The following is a 20,347-nucleotide window of genomic DNA, read 5'->3' as shown; positions in this document are numbered from 1 at the left end:
ACTATAAATAATAGTTAAAGCGTACTTGGTATATCTATAGACCTAACTTCCTCATTTTGCATATTATTAAGTGCTATATTACCAACACGAACACGCACTAATCTTAAGGTTGGAAAACCTACTGCGCTTGTCATTTTTCGAACTTGCCTAAATTTCCCTTCCGTAATTATTAAAGACACCCATGAAACAGGACCATGTCTAGCGTCGCGAATCTTTTTTGAACGTTCTGGAAAATCTGGTTCAGATTCTAATTTAAAAACTTTACACGGTTTTGTTTGGTACTTTTTACCATCGAAACCAATCTCTACACCTTTTTGTAATTCTTCAATTTTTTCTTGAGTAATAGCTCCATCTACTAAAGCATAGTATTCTTTCTCAATACCACTAGAATTTATAAAATTACTTAATTTTCCGTCTGTAGTTAGCAATAGTAGCCCTTCACTTTTTTCGTCGAGTCTGCCAATTGGCATTATACCTGTAGGAAAATCACCTAGTTCACCAAGAAAACGCTTACGCTGTTGCTTACTAGAGTTGCTCGCAAATTGCGAAAGCATGCCGTATGGTTTGTATATTTTGAAGTGTTTATGAGTTTTAATTTCCAAATGAATACTTTATAGTTACAATTTAGATTCCTGCCTTCGCAGTAATGATAAAAATATTTTTAGTTTCCTCTTAATATTTTAAAAACCAAATCCTTGGTTAATTGCTGTCCATTAGCTTTTTCACGAATAGCATCGTAACTAAACCTAAAGTCGCAACCTTCTTTATAAGCACTACATCCATAAGCTGTTTTACCTTTTATAATGGCTCCTCTATTACATTTCGGACAAATATTTTCTTCGGAAGTACTCTTCGTTTCAGTTTTAACTTTTTTAGGTTCTAATTTTAACTTAAAATTTTCATCAAATCTCACTAATCCTTCAGTTGAAACATTATCAACCTTAAAACCTTTTAAATTAACCGTAGAACCTTTTTGAAACAACCTAACAAATTGTTTTTCTGAGATAGTTTTTCCTTCAAATTTAAAAGGGATAACGAAGTCGCAAGTCTTTTTATATTCCGAACAACCATAAGCAGATTTCCCTTTTAATATAGATCCGTTTTTACATTTCGGACATTTCTCTGAGGTAATCCCAGAAGCTTTTTTAGTCGTTTTTTTCTTAGTCGTTGTTGCCGTTTTATTATTAACTGAAGAGATATTAGCTTTCTTAGTTTCGCTTCGCACTTCATAAACCAAACGATCTACCATTTGTTTCATCTGTTTAATAAAACTTCCTGCACTAAAAGTTCCTTTTTCAATATCTTTTAACTGCTTTTCCCACTTACCAGTAAGTTCTGCAGATTTTAGCAATTCGTTAGTAATAGTATCTATTAACTGAATACCTGTAACTGTTGGTATAACTTGCTTTTTATTTCGTTTTATATATTTTCTTCGGAATAACGTTTCAATAATATTGGCACGTGTAGAAGGACGACCAATACCATTTTCTTTCATAATCTCACGAAGCTCATCATCATCCACCTGTTTTCCTGCTGTTTCCATAGCACGTAGGAGTGAGGCTTCTGTATATTGATTTGGCGGTTTGGTTTGTTTTTCTAAAAATGACGGTTCATGCGGCCCTTTTTCGCCTTTCTCGAAAGTTGGTAACATACCAGCTTCTTTAGAAGTGCTATTTGGATTTTCGAATACAATACGCCATCCTTTTTCTAAAATTTCTTTACCTGTTGTTTTAAACTTTACTTTTTCTGCTTTACCAATAACGGTGGTGTTAGAGACTTTACAATCTGGATAAAACACAGCAATAAAACGACGTACAATAATATTGTAAACCTGTTGCTGGTTGTATTGCAAATTCATTTGCTGTCCGGTCGGAATAATTGCGTGGTGATCTGTTACCTTACTATCATCGAAAACCTTTTTAGTTTTCTTTAGCTTCTTACCATGAAGTGGAGCTGTTAAAGCAGCATAATTAGTTAAATTTTTAAGTATTCCAGGTACTTTTGGATACACATCGTTTGGCAAAAACGTAGTATCTACTCTCGGGTAGGTTACCACTTTTTGTTCGTATAATTTTTGGACAATCTTTAAAGTTTCGTCTGCACTAAATCCAAATTTAGTGTTACAATATACTTGTAAACCTGTTAAATCGAACAGTTTTGGTGCATATTCATTTCCTGCTTTTTTTGTTGTAGATACAATTTCGAAATCGTGCGCTTTTACAATCGCAGCAAGTTTTTCTCCATCTTCAACTTTAAGAAAACGACCTTCTTCATAACTAAATAAAGTATCGCGATACATGGTTTGTAACTCCCAATACGGTTGTGGTTTAAAGTTTTCTATTTCTTTAAATCTATTTACCAACATTGCTAGAGTAGGCGTTTGCACACGACCAACAGAAAGCACTTGTTTGTAACCTCCATGTTTTACAGTATATAACCGCGTGGCATTCATACCTAAAAGCCAATCTCCAATTGCACGCGAGAAACCTGCATAATATAAATTGTCGTAATCTTCAGATGGTTTCAAGTTATTAAAACCTTCTTTTATAGCCTCGGTTGTTAAAGACGAAATCCAAAGTCTTTCTACCTTTCCTTTATAACCAGCTTGGTTTAAAACCCAACGCTGTATTAATTCTCCTTCTTGTCCTGCATCACCACAGTTTATTACAACATCCGCTCTATCAAATAAACTTTTTACAATTTTAAACTGCTTTTTTATACCAGCATCTTTAGAAACTTTAGTTTCAAAACGCTCTGGCAGCATTGGTAAATTATTTAAATCCCAACTTTTCCAATAAGGTTTGTAATCGTTTGGTTCTTTAAGAGTGCATAGGTGTCCAAAAGTATAGGTTACAGCATAACCGTTGCCTTCGTAGTAACCATCATGTTTTGTGGTTGCTCCAAGAACAGAAGCAATTTCTCTTGCTACAGATGGTTTTTCGGCGATACAGACTTTCACTATTATTACTTTGATTTAGGCTTGCAAAATAGGAAATTCAAACTTCAATTTAATATGAAACGGTTGAGAGTTATTAACGAATATTTATAAAAAGTACGAGACAAAAAAGTAACACTATAAAATGAACGAATAATGAACCTTTATGCCACATTCTGTATTTAATTAATAGCATAGATAAAGAATTAATAAATATCATTACTGCAGCTATGCCAAGCATTACAAAGACAAAAATTAATTTTAGTTTAAGAGCTTCAGTACTATTATTATTTAAAAAGACGTTTAAAAATAAATAGATTATTAAAATTACAATATAATATTGTAAAGTATGTAAGATTCCTTTATTCATAGAAACAATAGTAATTTAAACAACTACAAAACACTTCTCAATCTCACCATTTTTATGCTTTATCCATAACATGGGCGAATAACCTTCATCTTTAAATACATTTAATTCTGGCAAAATAGCATTATACGTTTTCCAATCTACATTTGGTGTTACATCAAGTAACCAATCGGTTTTCTTTGGTTTATAAAATTTATAGTTTTTAAACTGTGGCAATTCAGTATACTTAAAATAGAAGCCATAAATACACTCCGGATTTAGTGTTTTAAGCTGAATCGTTTTTCCGTAAGGCACAAAAATTTGAGCTTTAAAGTATATTTTTTGAATAAAATCTTCAGCTAAAAAATCTATAGTACCCAGCAATGGCTTCGTTTCATCGGCATAGAGTAGTGGTAATTGCTTTTCTTTTAGCTTGGTTAATTTTTCTATTAAACTATCTCTTCGCATGGGACCAATACAATGGTCTATTTCAGTTTCACCTAAAGATTGATCATATAAATAAAACTTAAATTGTATTTCTAAATGTACAGGCTGCTCACCATCTAAATACAAACAGTCTAATTCACCAATAGTTATATTGGTATTGGTTTGTATTTGTGGATTTTCAGATAAAATTTTTAAACTTTTATTCAAGCGCAACTCTGTACCTACAAAGCGTTCCACACGTTGCCCTAATCTTATTCTTTCCAGTCCTAAACCTTCAAAAACAGGTGTGTTTTCTATTTGCGTTACTAATGTCTGCATACCTAAAACAGGCTCTAAAAACAGGTGTGGTGTGTTATAGAATCCGCTAAATTGAGCTTGTAAATTGTCTGAGATGTTTTTCATATATATTAACGAAAGTAATCATTTAAAAATTTTTTAAATATTATTCGTTCTAAGCCTTTAAATCGTTGTATTTTTGCGCATCTCAAAATTTCAAAAAACATTAATGAAGGTTACAGCTTTAGAATTAGAAGAAAGACAAGAAGGCAAGAGTTTATATAGTTACCAAAAAGGTGCAATTGATAAAATTTTCGCATGTTTTGAAGATGCTCCAGAAGATTACCATTTACTTTACCAACTACCAACTGGTGGTGGTAAAACGGTTATTTTCTCTGAGATTGTTCGTCAGTATTTAAAGCATCATAAAAAACAAGTATTAGTAATGACGCATAGAATTGAGCTTTGTAAGCAAACTTCTAATATGCTGTCTGAATTTGGTGTAAGCAATAAAATTGTAGACTCTAAAGCCGATTTAAGTGATCAAGGTGATTTTAATTGCTTTGTTGCCATGGTAGAAACGCTTAATAATCGTTTAACCGATAATAAGCTAGACATTAGTGATATTGGGTTAGTTATTATTGATGAAGCACACTACAACTCGTTTACAAAACTATTTAAGTTTTTTGAGAAATCTTTTATATTAGGAGTAACGGCAACACCTTTAAGTAGTAATATTAACCTTCCAATGAAGGATAATTATAACGAACTAATTGTTGGTGAAACAATTCACTCTTTAATTGAAAATGAATTTTTAGCACGTGCCGAAGTCTATTCTTACAATGTAGGTTTAACCTCTTTAATTGTAGGTGCTAATGGTGATTATACTGTAAAATCTTCTGAAGATTTATATACAAATACAGACATGCTTACCAAGCTTGTGCAATCTTACGAAGAGCGTTGTAAAGGCAAGAAAACATTAATATTTAATAACGGTATAAACACGTCTTTACACGTTTATGATACTTTTAGAAGATCTGGATATCCAGTAGCTCACTTAGATAATAACAATACTAAAAAAGAGCGTAAAGCCATTTTAAAATGGTTTAAAGAAACGCCAGATGCCATATTAACATCGGTAAGTATTTTAACTACTGGTTTCGATGAGCCAACAGTAGATTGTATTATATTAAACAGAGCAACAAAATCGTTAACTTTATACTACCAAATGATTGGTCGTGGTTCTCGTATTTTAAAGAATAAAAATAAATTTACCGTTATAGATTTAGGAAACAACCTTCACCGTTTTGGACCTTGGGGAAGTGACTTAGATTGGCATAAAATATTTAGATCTCCAAACTTTTATCTTGATGGTATTTTAAGTGATGAAGATTTAGAAGAAAACTTTAGATATGAAATGCCAGAAGCGCTTCGTGCAGAATTTGCAAAGTCTGAGGATGTTTATTTCAACATTAAAGCCATGTACATCCAATCTGTTAGAGAAGGAGATTCATCTAAAGTAATTTTAGAGCGCTCTATTGCTCATCATGCAAAAATATGTATTGAGAATAGTGAAGATGTTTGGGATGCTTTAGGTTTAGCAAAAATGCTAAAAGACGATATAGATTACCGCATACAGCGTTATACAAAGTGTATTAGTAAAAGTACTTTTAACTTTGTAGAATGGTTAAAAGATGATTACAAAAAGAAATTAAATGCGTACATACGTTCTAATTTTGATGAAGTTTACGAAGAAATTCATGGTTTTCCTCCTGAGGAATAACAATTATAGTAAGCAATCTTAGGTTGGCAGTACTTCTCGTATGTAATTACTTTTATTATTAAACATAAGTTTTTGCAACGCAATAACAAACAAAATAACACCAAACACCAATGAGTACTTTTAAAGATTTAGGATTACATAACGACTATATAAAATCACTTAAGGAATTAGGAATTAAAACACCTACAGCCATTCAAGAGCAAGCAATACCAGTATTAATAAAATCTAAAGTAGATTTTATTGGTTTAGCCCAAACAGGGACAGGTAAAACTGCTGCCTATGGCTTACCTGCTTTACATAAAGTAGATCCAAGTAAAAGAGCTGTTCAAGCATTAATTATTGCGCCAACACGCGAATTGGTTCAACAAATAAAAAAGCAACTGTTTAAATTTACAAAATATAACAGTAAAAAGATTTTTGTTGAAGGTGTTTATGGTGGTGAAAAAATAGATATTCAGATTAGCAACTTACAACGTCCAACGCATATTATTGTTGCAACTCCAGGTCGTTTGGTAGATTTATTAGATAGAAATATTATAGATTTAACTCATATTAATACGCTTATTTTAGACGAAGCAGACGAGATGCTAAGTATGGGCTTTAAAAAGGATTTAAATACCATTTTAGATGCTACTACCAAAAGTGCTCGTAACACATGGTTGTTTTCTGCAACAATGCCTGCCGAATTAAAAAATATTGTTTCTCGTTACATCGCTAAAGATGCTGCTCGTGTGGAAATTGATCGTGAAAGCATTGTAAATGCTAACATTTCTCATCATTATGTAAAATCGTCTATTGTAGACAAAGCACATACAGTCATGCGCTTATTAGAAGATAGAGAAGAGGAGCGTGGTATTATATTTTGTAGAACAAAAGCAGGTACACAGTCTTTAAAACAACAATTGCAAAAGGAAGGTTTTAATGTCGATGCTCTAGAAGGTGATATGACGCAGAAAGAACGTGATAAAGTAATGCGTGCGTTTAAGAATACTAATTTACAAATATTAATATCTACAGATGTTTCTGCACGTGGAATAGACGTTAACAACTTAGCTTTTATTATCCACCACCAATTACCAGAACATATAGAATACTACACACATAGAAGTGGACGTACTGCAAGAGCAGGAAAAAAAGGACAATCTATTGCATTAATATTACCAAGCGAGCTTAATAAAATAGCAGACGTAGAAAAGACTTTAGGTATTAAAATTAAGGAACTTACGCTATAATTATTATGTCGCAGTTTACTAAAAGTATTACTTCAAGTTACACGCCTAAACGATTAGCAACCAAGCTAAACGCCAATGGAGAACGATTTGTTTTACAAGGCCATCCTTGGCTGTTTAGTGATAATATTACTAAAATTAACGACGATGCTAAAAGTGGCGATTTGGCTATTATCTTCGGAAAAAATAAAAATAAAGTTATTGGCCTTGGTTTGTATGATGGGAATTCACCTATTCGTATAAAAATGTTACATAGTGGTAATACTGGTGCAACTATAAATGCTGCGTTTTTCAATACTAAAATTGAAGAAGCTTTTGCTAAACGCCAATCTTTATTACAAACAAATACTAACAGTTACCGATTATTATTTGGTGAAAACGATGGATTTCCAGGACTAATTGCAGATGTTTATGCACATGTATTAGTGGTTAAGATATATTCTGAAATATGGCTTCCGTATTTAGAATCTATTTTAGAAAGCTTACAAGCTGTTTCTAAAGCTAAAACAATAGTGATTAGACTTAGTAGAAGCATGGAACAATCTAAATTACACAAACTTCAAAATGGCGAGGTTGTTTATGGTGTTTTAGAGAATGAAGTTGTTGAATTTGTAGAGCATGATGTCAATTTCTCGGCAAATGTTATTAAAGGTCATAAAACAGGTTATTTTTTAGATCATAGAGCCAATAGAAAGCAAGTAGGCGAGTGGAGTAAAGGAAAATCAGTTTTAGATGTATTTAGTTATGCAGGTGGTTTTTCGGTTCATGCATTAGCTAACGGTGCAAAAGAGGTTACTAGTTTAGATATTAGTAAGCAAGCTTTAGAAATTGCCGTTTTAAATGGTAAATTAAATCCGTATTCTGGAACACATAAAACCATTGCAGACGATGCCTTTGCAGCTATGAAGCAAATGATTAAAGACAAACAAACCTTTGATGTTGTTGTTATAGATCCGCCAAGTTTTGCAAAACAACAGAGTGAAATAGAATTAGCCAAAAAGAAATATGCACAATTAGCACAATTAGGAGTGAAGCTTACTGCTAAAAAAGGCTTATTGGTATTAGCTTCGTGTTCTTCGCGAGTGTTAGCAGATTCTTTTTTCGATATTAATACTCAGGTTTTAAACGAAAGTAGTAGAACGTCTGAATGTATATTAAAAACACATCATGACAGCGATCATCCTATTGGCTTTCCAGAAGGTGCTTATTTAAAGTGTGGTTATTATCGTTTTGAAGGTTAGTTGTTACTTTTTAATCTCTAAAATTAGATATTAAGCTTTTACTCTTGCTGTTATAAAGCTGCTTTGCGCTTTGCTTCAAACCTTCCTAATTTTACTGTATTAAAATCCACCTTCCTTTAACTAAAGCAAGGATCTTAACAATGAACAAGCTATAAAAGTTATTTGTTTTGCTATATTAATTAATCCTTTCTAATACAGATATTACAAGGTACTTGTGTTTCGGCTCTCTTCTTATTTTAAGAGGAAAATGAATTCTGATTTTCCTGAAAAAAAATCTGAAGAAAGAGGAGTTAATATTACTATCCCATTAAATTAAAAATATATAAATTAATAAGCATAAAAAAGCCACTCTAACGAGTGGCTTAAATCAATTTTTATAACTTTCTGTATTAATGCGTTTGCATAGCACCTTTTCGTTTTTCTAATTGCCTCTCAATCGCTGTAATAGCTTCCGATGCGCTTTTATGGAAAGAATCGCTTGTTGTTTCAGCAAACAACCTTGGTCCTGGAGCACTAAGTCTAATTGAGGTCTTCATCTTAGAGTTTCTAGTTGAAGTGTTCTCTGTTTTAAAAAAAATATCTGCTCGTACTATAAATTCATATTTATTAAATAGTTTTTCTAGTTTTCCTTTTACGTAAGTTTCCAATTCTGGGCTAGCAGTCACGCCATCGTATTCATAGTTCACTGTCATATATTATTGTTTTAAGTTGTACTTAAATATACAAAAAACTTAAATATAGATTGACTTTTTAACCAAAAATTGTGAATTTAATCTAAGGCATTGAGAATGATTCACTTGTTATATTTTTTTGTATTTTTAATCTTAAATGCTATAAATAATTTAATATCAATGGATAATAAACCAATTTCCGATTTACATAACCATCCCAGTTTAAAGCCTTACGGCAATGCTACAGACATAAAAACCATTTGGGATAGCTTTAAAAACAAGGAGCCTAAAGATTATTTTAAAGCTATTAGCGTTAGGAAATGGATTATTAATATTGTTTTAAAAAAAATGGCAACCTATTCGCAGTCTAATTTAGATAGTTGTTTTGAGGGCCATAATCGTTTAGTGTTTTGTTCTGTTTACCCAATAGAGAAACCGTTTTTAAAGCCTACCAGACCGTTTAAAAAGAGTAGTGGACTCCATCGTTTTATATTAGGTATCATTTTTAAAAAGAAAACTAACGCTAATGCCATATCTATAGACAAAAAAATTGTGTCCTTACTTTCTGGAATTTCTATAAAAACAGCAAGTAGGTTAATCGATCCTATTCATGACGACTCTATTGATACCATAGATTATTTTAATGATTATATTTTTGAATATCAGTATTTATTAAACGCAAGTGGAAGTACATCTAATAAAACCATACATGGCAAACAGCCTCAATTTAATCTTGTAAAAAACTACGAGCATTTTCTTGAGATGCAGTCTGATGCTACTGTTTGTGGCATTATGACTATAGAAGGTATGCATGCCTTGGGTGTTTATAATAAAAAAGATTTATTTGAAACTGCTAAAATTGAAAACTTACCATTAGACAGACAAAACAAGCTAAAGCTTTCATTTATTAAAAATATAGAAGCGATAAAGAAAGAAGAATTTCCTCCGTTTTTTATAACCTACGCACATCATTTTAATAATTTATTAGTTGGTCATGCAAAAAGCTTTATGGACGCAAAAGGAACTTTTGATCCTGGATTCGCCGATATTTTCGACCAAAGTTTAGGTCAGGATTTAGGGATTTCGAATTTTGGAATGCAGTTAATAATAAACCATTTGCTTTCACGAGATAATGGTCAACGTATATTAATAGACGTAAAACACATGTCTATTAAATCTAGAGAAAGCTATTATGAATTACTTGAAAATATGCGACAAGATAGTGATGCTTTACAAGATAATGTTCCGGTTATAAGCAGCCATACAGCAGTAAGTGGAATTGAAACATTTGCAAAAGCATTAGCCAATAAAGATAGTTTTAACCTCGATAAAGACTCGTATGTAAGTCTTTGGGATATTAATTTAACAGATGAAGATATTGTTGCTATTTTTAAATCTGATGGATTAATTGGTGTTTGCATGCACGATGGTAGAATGCCTGGAAATAAGTTTAGAAAATTACTTAAAAAAGCTGATGCTGAAACTACTAAAAAACTACATGTACAAATGTTTTTAACCAATGTGTTTCATATAGTAAAAGTGAATCTAAAATATATTAGAAAAGAAAATGAAACACGAACTACCTCTAAAATTGATGAAATAGAGGCGTGGAAGACCATTTGTTTAGGTACTGATAATGATGGCATTGTTGATCCTTTCGACCATTATAATACATCGGCAGATTTACCTGCTTTTAGAGATAAAATCACTGAAGCGTTAACCTATTATGTTACACCAGAATACAGTGGTTTTAATGTGATAAATTTACCAACAGAAACACAATACTCGTTAAGCGAATTGGACGATTTAATGGTTGGACAACCATTTGTAGAAGCAATAGACAAAGTGTTTTATAATAATACTGATGCTTTTTTACGTAAGTATTTTAGTAAAGGATATTTGGCTCAACAAGAAGAAGATTTAATAGTATAATATTAAAATGAAATTATTATTAATAATATAATCTAAAGTAGATTCTGTTTTTTAATTTATTACAATTATATAATAAAAATACGCTTAATTTAATGATAAGTGTTTTTGTTAATATTCGTTTGGTAACTCAATTTATTTACTCTTAAATTTATGTTTTATCTATAATTTGATTTTTGTATGGACGTAAAGTTTTATTGTTTGGTTTAAAAAATTCTATTTTACATAATATTAATTATAGTACAAATGTATTGTTTAGTTAATAAGAGTGGTTTATCCATTTGATAGCTATAATGTAGTATTATGTTAAATATCCCAGGAACATTCGTTTTCATAAGAATAATTAGAACTTGGGTCATTAAACTAATAAGCGGTTTGCTTCGCAGCGTTTAAAAACATTTGTATCTATAATTAGCCGTTATGTAAAATAGCCGCTACCAAGCGCTCGATTGTTTTATAAAATCAAATTGCTCTGGCAATTTATTTTACACACAATTATCCAACGCTTGCCAACGCCAAAATAAAAGCTAGCCTTTTTGCGCTGTATTAAAAATCGCGTATTCGACAAAATGTACGTAATAAAAAATTTTAGACGATTCTCGTAATCTTGCCACAAGAGCATAAATTTTAAGAAAAATAAAATTCTATGCACTTGTTATATTTAGAACTTCAATTAATCTTTTTTTTATTCTTTCATTATCTTTTGTCTTGAAACAAAAGAAACAAAAATTCAAGGCTGCATATAATTTTGGAAACAATTTACGGCTCATTCACTATATTTTAGGAAACATTGAAACTGGTTAACATTGTTTTGAAATCCCTTGTAAAATTGAAACTTTTAAGAAACAGTATTACTAAACCCCTAAAATATGGACGCTCATTTCTCCTATTGTTTTGACCAAAATTCTATGAGGCCAAGTTAAATATTGAGATTCTATTTTACATAATATTAAAGTGCTTCATATTCTAAATCTGGCACACCTAATAAACTAACCCATTCGTCAAGTCCATAATAATCATCATGCGTGGGTTTTTTTTCTTTATGTTTATTTTGAGTGTATTCAATCAAATTTGGGATGTTTTTTAATTTTTTAATGTTCTCTTCCCCTATCCTATTTTCTTCAGCAATTTCTTTAATAAAGTCGAAAACAAAATAAAGTCTAATTTGATTCAAATTCGATAATTCAACAACTCTATTAACTTTTTTATCAGTTGTTTCTTCATCAAATTGCTTTGTTTTTAACTCGTGAACTAATGTTATAACCTCATTATGCCCTTCAAGAGAAGGAATGATTTTTTTAAATAGAAATTTCTTATAACCCAAGAAGGTAATTATGTCTTCCTTAGGTGATGTTATTGTAAGAATCTCAATTTTATCACATACTATTTTGACTAAATCATCAATTCTATTGTTTTTCTTATACCATTTAATAATTATTTTAAACGCATACTTTATGTTTTCTAGATTGCAAGTACATTCAGATATTTCTTCAATTAGCAGATTTACTAAATACTCTTGATCATCATGATTATTAAATAATTTTTTCCATAAATCTTTCATGCTTCCCCAGCCTTCATCCCATGCTCCATTAATAAAATCATTCAAGAAATGCAGTAATGCCATTTCAAAACCATTTTTATGGTTGTTTTCGAGAATATAGACACAAACTTTTTTCCAGACTTCGCTTCCATGACCTAAACCATACCAATCAATAATGTGTGCATCTCCTGTGTAAATTTTTAATGAATTCAAAAATAAATTCGAATCCATTTTACTTACGAAATCTGGTATATTATGACTAAAATACAATTCATCATTAAAAATTAATTTTTGAATCTCCTTAGGTGGCTCATAATTTACAGAAACTGCACCTGCCCTAAGCCATGTTAAATCTGCTCTATCTGAGGATAAAACATCAAGAATAAATTGTATTTCATGAGCAGTAAGTTTGTCCCATTTACTGACTATCCAACTATAAGAATATATAAAAAAACCCGTATCACTTACGCTAAATATTTTTTTAAACAAGTCATATCTTATTTCAGGCTCATTCTCCGTTACTTTAATTAAGAAATCGGTAAGAATTAGCTCGTGAGTGTCAAATAATCTTTTGTTTATATTATGGTAAATATATTTAAAAAGGTGTTCTGCAATTATTAATCCTTGACTTGGAGTAAGTTTAGTAACAGAATCTCTAATCGTACCAGAAAACCGTGGTGTATGTGGAAACCTAACATTACTGGGGAAACTGTTCAGAAATATTGGAAATAATTCTCCCCATGAGTACCAAATTTTATTTCCGTTTGCTTCTTCTATTTCTCTCCAGTTTACGCTTTCATGAGCATAGTCAGTAGAAAATGTTGTCATTAAACTACTCGACCTAATACAAAATATCTTGTCATCACTAAATAATGTTTTGAATTTATCTAAGCAAAAATCTAAAGTGGCCTTGTCATAATTGAATAAATTTTCAAAAAAAGCTTTTAATCCATTAAAAATAACTGAAGGATGACTATCGTTAATAATGGTCTCAAAGATAGAATTGTCGTTAATTGTTGTTAAACGTGTCATATAATTATAAGCAGACAAATTCCTTACAAATACTTCATCACTTTTCAATCCCAGTACTATTAATTCAATATTTATATTTGGCCTATTGATTTTTTGATATTTCAACGCTTGAAAGACTTCCTTGGTTGATACCTCCTTATTTTGAAGATTTTTTGAGGAAATATCGTTGTATTCTTCTTCATTACTTAAATTAAAATATTCATTAAAATGGTCTGACTTCCTCCATTTTATTGGCTCATTCATATAATAAATAATATCAGCCTCTTCTCTAGAAGTTTCAAGTTTAAATAGAATATCTCTTGTTAATTCTTTTGATTCTATAGTTTCTAATTTATTTAATAATAGGATAAAACATCTATCAATTACTTTCGGAAATAGACTGCTGTCATATACTTTATAAATTGATTTAAACAAGTCTTCATGGAAAGATTTATTTAAGTTTTCAAAAATAAAATCTAAAGATTTTGCTGTGTTATGTGCTACCTCAATATTTAAACAAGTTAGAGAATTGAAAATATTGATTATGATTTTCTTTTGTTGTGAACCACTTAATCCTTTAAACACATATTTTGCAATTTCCTTATATTGTGGATGAGTAAATATATATTTTGAATTTACAAGCTTAATATATCCTCTTCTTTCTAAAAAAGAAAGCTCACTAGTAAAATCATCAATAGTATTTTCTGATATTTGATATGAAGGAAAAATGAATTCTTTTTCTTCTCCAGTTATTTCAATACTTGTAAAAATTGAATATTCTTCAAGACTCAAATTCCCCTTTGATTTATTCAAAATATACTGTAAATCAGAAAAAGAAACACCATTAAAAGTATCTAACGTAAAAGCAAAAATAGCCATTAAGTACCATGTTTGATTTTCTAACTTAAAAATAGATGCGCTCAATTCTTTTGCGTCTACTTGTGCAAAATGAATTAATTCTTCGATTGAATAATTTTTTTCCTTTAACTCTTCTATTCGTGATAAATGGATTAATTGTCCAATTTGTAAAATATTTTCATTTTTAAGATAGTCAGTAACAAGTTCTATATTAGTTTCAGATAAATCCTGTTCTTTAGTAACTGATTTCCATAATTTAATTAAGAAGTTACTATTTCTATTTGATAAGTCTATCCATTTGAATTTATTGATTTGTAATTCATCTATTGATTTAGCACCAGAAACATTCAATAGAACTTCAGTCCTTGTTGTGACAATAAGTAAACTTTTAGAACTTAAATTATCAATAAGATTATTCAAGTTTCGTAATTCATTCTCCTTCTCATTAGAAAATGTATGACCAAATGGATCTTCCAGAACACATATTCTTTTAATATTATCTTTAACGGTTAAAAATGAAATTGCTTCTTTTGTATCATCTACTCTTTTAAATAGATATCCTTCATTATTTAGTTTATATGCTATTTGTTTAGAAATTTCGGATTTACCACAGAAAGATTCACCAGCTAATAATAAAATTTTATCATTTTTTATTTTTTTATATAAAGTTTTATCAATATTCCGGTTTAAATATGATTTTGAGATTATTGGCTCATGTCCTTTTTCTTTATAAATGCTATTGCGAATTTGATTTTCTTTGTAATTAGCATAGAGTAATAGTAAAATAAACGCGCATAATAGTCCAAATACCCACAAACTATCCGTAAAAACAAAAATCTTTAAAATAACTATAATAAAACCACCAAAATAGTCGCCAAGGAAATCATTTATATAACTATATAAAACTGCAACATCATCTATTGCAAAATATAGACTAAATTCTGAAATTGCTCGAAACATAAGAACACCTATAGATAATCTATAACTATTTCTTCTAAATAGGAACTTCAAATATGGCAAAAGTTGGTTTAGAAACTCAATATTAATCATTTCACTAATGTAGGAAAGATTGTTAAATTATTTAATTTATTACATTAAGATTTTCATTCCACACACATTTCACTTCTCTCCTATCGTCGCTTCGTAAAAAGAGTGTTCCATTAACATTGTAAAAGAAACTTTTTAGAATAAATTTTTTCAATAAACTGTAGTAACAATTTTCGCTTTTAACCAAAGCAAAGTTACATAACGCAGAACATTATAGTACACTTTTAATATTGGATAATCCTGTGGATGATTCAATATTAAAACAACATTAAGTAATAAGTATGATCTTTGTTACTGTGTAAGAGATATAATTCAATATTATGTAAAATATCCCACAATGTGTTGTTTTCATAACAAACGTTTGTACTTTGGTAATTAAACTTTAATGTTTTACTTCTCCTATAAATTAAATATTCTGTACAATGGTTCAAGTTTTTTCAAATACGGGAGTTCTTAAAAAGCTTCAGAACTACAATTAGTTATTAAGTCAAATTATAAAATCCTTAATTTAATAATACAATCTAAAATCTAGTAGTTTGCACATTTTATAATGTTTTTGATGTAATTCTTCTACAACATCTAACATATTATCATCTTCTTTAAATAAGTTAAAGAATGCTATATCAAGATTTGAGCTAGTTATTCCAATACTTTCATTACCGTATCCTGAAATCCCTTTTGCACCTGTGACATCTAAAAAATATTGTGCTTCTTCTTGGTCTAAATCTAGAACTTTAGCATTTGAGAAATGTAAAATCTTGCCTTCTAATCGTCCTTCGAAAATTTCGGCAATTTCTTGTAGACTATAATAGTAATCGTTTAAACAAATGTTATTTGCTTCGCCTGGTATAACGAAGTATATTATTTCATAATCTTTAAAATTATGATCATCTAATACCAATGTGTTTATACTAGTTTCTAATCCTTCAATAGTGTCGCATGTATTATAAATACTGGTTACACCATATTGCGTAGTTAATTGTTTTAGTTTTTTCTGTGCTTCGGTAACTGTATCTATTTCTATATCTTCAACAGCCTCTAAACAGTATATAAAATAATCTGTATCTATTAATTGTTCTTGTGGTAGTTGTTGTCTTTTATCTAACAAATTTATGGATTTATGGATAGTATATAAAGCACAAAATTACTATATATCTTTTGTTTTTTTAGTGATTTTAGATAAAACAGATCGAGACTTGAGACAATTTTGAGATTGAAATACCATCTTACATAAAGTGAAGAAATAAAGTTTATTATTTTTTATTTAATAATAAGTTTTTAATTTCTTTTATCTCGTTTTCTATTGCTTGATGTTTTGCTTTTAAAGCTTCATTTTCTGACTTTAGTAACTGAATCTCTTCATCTTGTTCTTGAATAGCTTTTACCATTGGAGCCATTAAATCGTTATATCTAACACTTAGCATGCCTTCAGTATCTTCAGTAATAATTCCGTTAGTTTTAGAACTGCTATTTTTTAATGTTTCTTTTAATTCTTGTGCTATAAAACCATATTCTAATTTACTACTCTCATCGTTATTTCTTAAATACGATACTGGACGTAGTTTATTAATGAAATTTAATCCTAAATCTGAGTCTTCAATGGTGTTTTTCCATCTTTTATCAGAAGTGATTGTCCATGCTACTTGCACTCCTGCATATGTTATTGCAGTTCCACCTATTCTTATCTGATTATCGGCTGATGGGTCTGGTACTACAGACGAAAAACCTATTCCTATATTATTATTTCCAGTTGTTACATTATCTAAAGACCTATAACCTATTGCGATATTATTATTACCTGTTATTAAAAATCTAGCAGATTGATAACCCATTGCACTATTATAGTCTCCCGAAATGTTTTTAGACAAAGAACTATATCCAGATGCAGTATTCCCAATTCCTTCTGTATTATCATTTAGAGAAGTTCCACCTAATCCTGTATTATAGTCACCAGTAGTATTAGAAAATACTGCATTTACACCAATTCCTACATTACGAAATCCTTCTACATTACCTCTCATAGATCCTTTCCCAATAGCAGTGTTTTCATAACCTGATGTATTACTAAACATCGCATTAGAACCTACTACTGTATTTCCTTCTCCAGTTACATTATTTTTAAGCGAATTAACGCCACTTGTGGTATTGTTCGATCCAGATTCATTCTGAATTAAAGCATTAACTCCTATTGCTGTATTATTTGCTCCAACTGTATTTAACTCAAGAGCTTTGTGGCCTACTGCTGTATTACTTCCTCCAGAAACATTACTATAAAGAGAACGCGTACCCACACCTGTATTTCCTCCTCCTGTAACATTAGAATAAAGAGCATGTGAACCTATAGCTGTAACGCTACTTGCTGTAGTATTAGATTTAAGCGCATTAAAACCATTAGCTGTATTATAACTAGCTGTAGTATTAGCTCCCAAAGCACTTACTCCTGTTGCAGTATTGTAATGTCCATTATTAGATGAAAGTGATAACACACCAACAGCTGTATTACTTTTCCCAGCGGTATTAACAAGTAAAGCATTTTCCCCAAATGCTGTGTTATTACTAGCGCTTACATTTGCGTTAAGTGCATTTGCTCCCATTGCAGTATTATGAGTACCTGTAGTATTTGCATATAATGCATTTGCTCCTACGGCTGTATTATTATTAGCCGAAGTATTAGAATATAGAGCATTTGTACCAATAGCAGTATTGTAATCTCCAGAAGTATTATAAGTTAAAGACTCTGAACCATTTGCTGTATTATGCGTACCTGTTTTATTAGCAAAAAGTGAAAACATTCCACTTGCCGTATTATTAGTTCCTGTTGTGTTTTCCGTTAAAGATTGTGTCCCTAATGCAGTATTATTAGTTCCTGTACTATTTTTATTAAGAGATAAACCTCCAACACCTGTATTATTTGTTCCTGATGTATTATTTGCTAATGAAAATGTACCAATAGCAGTATTACTACCTCCTGTGGTATTACCTGCTAAAGCACCCGTACCATTTGCAGTGTTAGCACTACCTGTTGAGTTTGACAATAATGCATCGTGACCTAGAGCCACATTATTACTTCCGCTAGTATTATATCTCAATGCATTAACTCCAACACTTGCGTTATTAGAACCTGTAGTATTAGAAGAAAAAGCATTTACACCAAATGCAACATTATTACTTTCTAAAATACCAGCCACGTTATTATTACGTTTAAAAACAACATTTTCATTGTCTGTTGTACCAATAAAATTTACTGTATCATCTGTTCCAATATTACCTAAAAGACTCCAATTATTACTAATCGCTTTTGAAGTTGCAATTTTTAACCACTCTGTTCCACTCCAATAAAAATAACCAGGTGTTAAATCTCCAACAGTAACTATATTATAAATTAATAAACTTTCTTCAGGAGATGCAATTGTACTAGTATCTGTAGATGAAGACAGTTCTATTCTTGGTATTAGTACACCTTTATTTGTACTTGAAACATCTAACATAGCAGATGAGTTTGGTGTAACGGTATTAATTCCTACTTGAGCAAAAGAATTAAGTATACAAAAAAATAATAGAATGGTTAATGTTTTCATTAATAGCGGTTTTTACTTAAATTTCTTGCGAAATTAACTCATTAAGACTGCAGGTTATCGGACATAATCAGCACTTCACATATTTTAACAATTTTTTCCTTTTTTATTTTGGGAAACCGAAATTGCACTATAAAACGTAAGTAGCTAAGAAATAATGGTTTATAAAAATTAAGGCTATTCTACTTAAAAAGTTATAAAAAAGAAAAGAGGATAATTATAAAAACTATCCTCCTTTTCCACTACTAACCAACCAAATTTTAATTCATTTCTATAATACCAACTACTTCGTAAGCTCTAGTACCGTCTACCTGTACTTTCTCGTATAGAATATTAGCATATTCGTAAAACGTTTCGTCGTTTATTACTACTTTTTCGTAATCCTCTGGAAGCTCATATACTATGGTTCCAACTTCTGGATCTACAACTTCGTATTCATTATTTACTTGTGTGTAAAATATTCCATGCACATTATAATAGTTATGACTGTTAAAACGTACACGTTTGTAATTTGTAGGTAACACTTTTATTCTAAAACCAACCTTTGGTGCAATAACAATATAACGACCTCTAGACTGCGTATAGTACTTATTATTAGCGTAATAATAGTTTTGTCCTTTGTGCGCAACAACAGTTCTATTTGGCACTGTTCTTACTGATACTACTTTCTTTTTTGGTGTTTTATATGTTACCTTATTACTAGGTATTCTTTGTGCTACTGCTCTTTTCGCTGTAGTTCTTTTTGTTGTAGTTGTTACAACTGTTTTTTCTTTAGTATTACGTCTTGTTTGTGCCGAAACTTGTGCTGTAAAAGCAACTAAAAGTATTGCAGGTAATACGTATGCTTTAATTAATGTTTTCATAATCTATAAAGTTTTAGGTTCTACTTATATTTAATACTTTGACTTTACTTTGTATTAATAGTTTAAAGGTACATGCAATAAACTTTCAAAAAAATAGAAATAGACCAACACCTAGATTGTATCTACCAACTAGATTCTTTTTGCGATAACTCCTCTCCTACTTTATAGAAATCCATTACTATTGCGAACAAAAAAAAAAGGTATACAATTAAGTACACCTTATTTTATAGACTATTCAAAAAAATATTATTTTAATAAACCCAATAAACCTGTTAATTCAGTTAGGTTTAAACTTGAGTTACTATCTGTATCTAAAACATTAAAGTTTTCTGCTACAGCGCCAATAGCTTCTGTAGAACTAATAGCTTCATCTTTGTTAGCATCTAATAAGCTAAAAAGACTAGAAATTTGCTGTACTGTAGAGTTAGAACTTAATGAACTTAATAATGTTGCTGCATTTGCAATATTTGATGTGTTTACGTTTTTAACGCCATTACAACTAAATAAACTTACTGTAATTGCTAATGTTAATGCTATTTTTTTCATGATTTTAATTTATCTTATTTTTATGTTGCAGCAAAGGTAATCACACCTCT

Annotated in this window: 13 protein-coding genes; 4 read left to right on the top strand and 9 right to left on the bottom strand. The window is 30.4% G+C overall.

Going from position 1 to position 20,347, the window contains the following annotated elements; genetic code table 11:
* Positions 1–14 precede the first annotated feature (14 nt).
* From Q0935_RS01555 to Q0935_RS01545, 3 genes are all read right to left on the bottom strand, one after another.
* A complete protein-coding gene (locus Q0935_RS01555) occupies positions 15–602 on the bottom strand; it encodes a pseudouridine synthase (protein ID WP_299381808.1) in 588 nt (195 codons plus the stop codon).
* Positions 603–661: 59 nt separating this feature from the next.
* Complete coding sequence (locus tag Q0935_RS01550; RefSeq protein ID WP_299381806.1) at positions 662–2,959, bottom strand: type IA DNA topoisomerase; 2,298 nt, start codon at positions 2,957–2,959, stop codon at positions 662–664.
* A gap of 361 nt (positions 2,960–3,320) precedes the next feature.
* Positions 3,321–4,130 carry a DUF1853 family protein gene (locus Q0935_RS01545; protein ID WP_299381804.1) on the bottom strand — a complete coding sequence of 270 codons (810 nt, stop codon included), beginning with the start codon at positions 4,128–4,130 and terminating at the stop codon, positions 3,321–3,323.
* Positions 4,131–4,233: 103 nt separating this feature from the next.
* Here Q0935_RS01545 and Q0935_RS01540 point away from each other — a divergent pair, with 103 nt between their 5' ends.
* The 3 genes from Q0935_RS01540 (at position 4,234) to Q0935_RS01530 (ending at position 8,257) form a co-directional block, all read left to right on the top strand.
* Entirely contained in the window at positions 4,234–5,787 is a 1,554-nt protein-coding gene (locus Q0935_RS01540) for a DEAD/DEAH box helicase (protein WP_299247713.1), read from the top strand.
* A gap of 110 nt (positions 5,788–5,897) precedes the next feature.
* The gene (locus Q0935_RS01535) at positions 5,898–7,019 is read left to right on the top strand and encodes a DEAD/DEAH box helicase (RefSeq protein WP_299247716.1); all 1,122 of its coding nucleotides are present in this window, start codon (positions 5,898–5,900) and stop codon (positions 7,017–7,019) included.
* A 5-nt stretch (positions 7,020–7,024) separates the two neighbouring features.
* Positions 7,025–8,257: a class I SAM-dependent rRNA methyltransferase gene (locus tag Q0935_RS01530; protein ID WP_299381802.1), complete on the top strand. Its 1,233-nt coding sequence runs from the start codon at positions 7,025–7,027 to the stop codon at positions 8,255–8,257.
* Positions 8,258–8,646: 389 nt separating this feature from the next.
* Here Q0935_RS01530 and raiA read toward each other — a convergent pair whose 3' ends face one another.
* The gene (raiA, locus tag Q0935_RS01525) at positions 8,647–8,949 is read right to left on the bottom strand and encodes a ribosome-associated translation inhibitor RaiA (protein WP_299381800.1); all 303 of its coding nucleotides are present in this window, start codon (positions 8,947–8,949) and stop codon (positions 8,647–8,649) included.
* A gap of 159 nt (positions 8,950–9,108) precedes the next feature.
* Between raiA and Q0935_RS01520 the strand changes: the two genes are divergently transcribed.
* A complete protein-coding gene (locus tag Q0935_RS01520) occupies positions 9,109–10,860 on the top strand; it encodes a hypothetical protein (RefSeq protein WP_299381798.1) in 1,752 nt (583 codons plus the stop codon).
* 946 nt (positions 10,861–11,806) lie between these two features.
* Here the strand turns inward: Q0935_RS01520 and Q0935_RS01515 are convergent.
* The 5 genes from Q0935_RS01515 to Q0935_RS01495 form a co-directional block, all read right to left on the bottom strand.
* Positions 11,807–15,316: a hypothetical protein gene (locus tag Q0935_RS01515; RefSeq protein WP_299381796.1), complete on the bottom strand. Its 3,510-nt coding sequence runs from the start codon at positions 15,314–15,316 to the stop codon at positions 11,807–11,809.
* 505 nt (positions 15,317–15,821) lie between these two features.
* Positions 15,822–16,421 (bottom strand): DUF6642 family protein, encoded by a 600-nt coding sequence (locus tag Q0935_RS01510; protein WP_299381794.1) that lies wholly within the window; start codon positions 16,419–16,421, stop codon positions 15,822–15,824.
* A 145-nt stretch (positions 16,422–16,566) separates the two neighbouring features.
* Positions 16,567–18,891 (bottom strand): tail fiber domain-containing protein, encoded by a 2,325-nt coding sequence (locus Q0935_RS01505; RefSeq protein ID WP_299381792.1) that lies wholly within the window; start codon positions 18,889–18,891, stop codon positions 16,567–16,569.
* Between the two features lie 257 nt (positions 18,892–19,148).
* Positions 19,149–19,751, bottom strand: a complete 603-nt coding sequence (locus tag Q0935_RS01500; RefSeq protein WP_299381789.1) for a DUF6515 family protein — start codon at positions 19,749–19,751, stop codon at positions 19,149–19,151.
* Positions 19,752–19,997: 246 nt separating this feature from the next.
* Positions 19,998–20,297, bottom strand: coding sequence for a hypothetical protein (locus Q0935_RS01495; RefSeq protein WP_299381787.1), 300 nt, complete (start codon positions 20,295–20,297; stop codon positions 19,998–20,000).
* Between the last annotated feature and the right edge of the window lie 50 nt (positions 20,298–20,347).

It is taken from the genome of uncultured Lacinutrix sp. (assembly GCF_947500605.1).
In the GTDB taxonomy this organism is placed as follows: Bacteria; Bacteroidota; Bacteroidia; order Flavobacteriales; family Flavobacteriaceae; genus Lacinutrix.
The sequence above is the reverse complement of the archived record's forward strand: the minus strand, read 5'-3'. Positions and strand labels throughout refer to the sequence as shown.

Coding starts and splice junctions, on each gene's coding strand:
- Q0935_RS01535 (WP_299247716.1), top strand. CDS start 5,898: ATGAGTACTTTTAAAGATTTAGGATTACATAACGACTATATAAAATCA.
- Q0935_RS01500 (WP_299381789.1), bottom strand. CDS start 19,751: ATGAAAACATTAATTAAAGCATACGTATTACCTGCAATACTTTTAGTT.
- Q0935_RS01540 (WP_299247713.1), top strand. CDS start 4,234: ATGAAGGTTACAGCTTTAGAATTAGAAGAAAGACAAGAAGGCAAGAGT.
- Q0935_RS01545 (WP_299381804.1), bottom strand. CDS start 4,130: ATGAAAAACATCTCAGACAATTTACAAGCTCAATTTAGCGGATTCTAT.
- raiA (WP_299381800.1), bottom strand. CDS start 8,949: ATGACAGTGAACTATGAATACGATGGCGTGACTGCTAGCCCAGAATTG.
- Q0935_RS01520 (WP_299381798.1), top strand. CDS start 9,109: ATGGATAATAAACCAATTTCCGATTTACATAACCATCCCAGTTTAAAG.
- Q0935_RS01495 (WP_299381787.1), bottom strand. CDS start 20,297: ATGAAAAAAATAGCATTAACATTAGCAATTACAGTAAGTTTATTTAGT.
- Q0935_RS01515 (WP_299381796.1), bottom strand. CDS start 15,316: ATGATTAATATTGAGTTTCTAAACCAACTTTTGCCATATTTGAAGTTC.
- Q0935_RS01505 (WP_299381792.1), bottom strand. CDS start 18,891: ATGAAAACATTAACCATTCTATTATTTTTTTGTATACTTAATTCTTTT.
- Q0935_RS01530 (WP_299381802.1), top strand. CDS start 7,025: ATGTCGCAGTTTACTAAAAGTATTACTTCAAGTTACACGCCTAAACGA.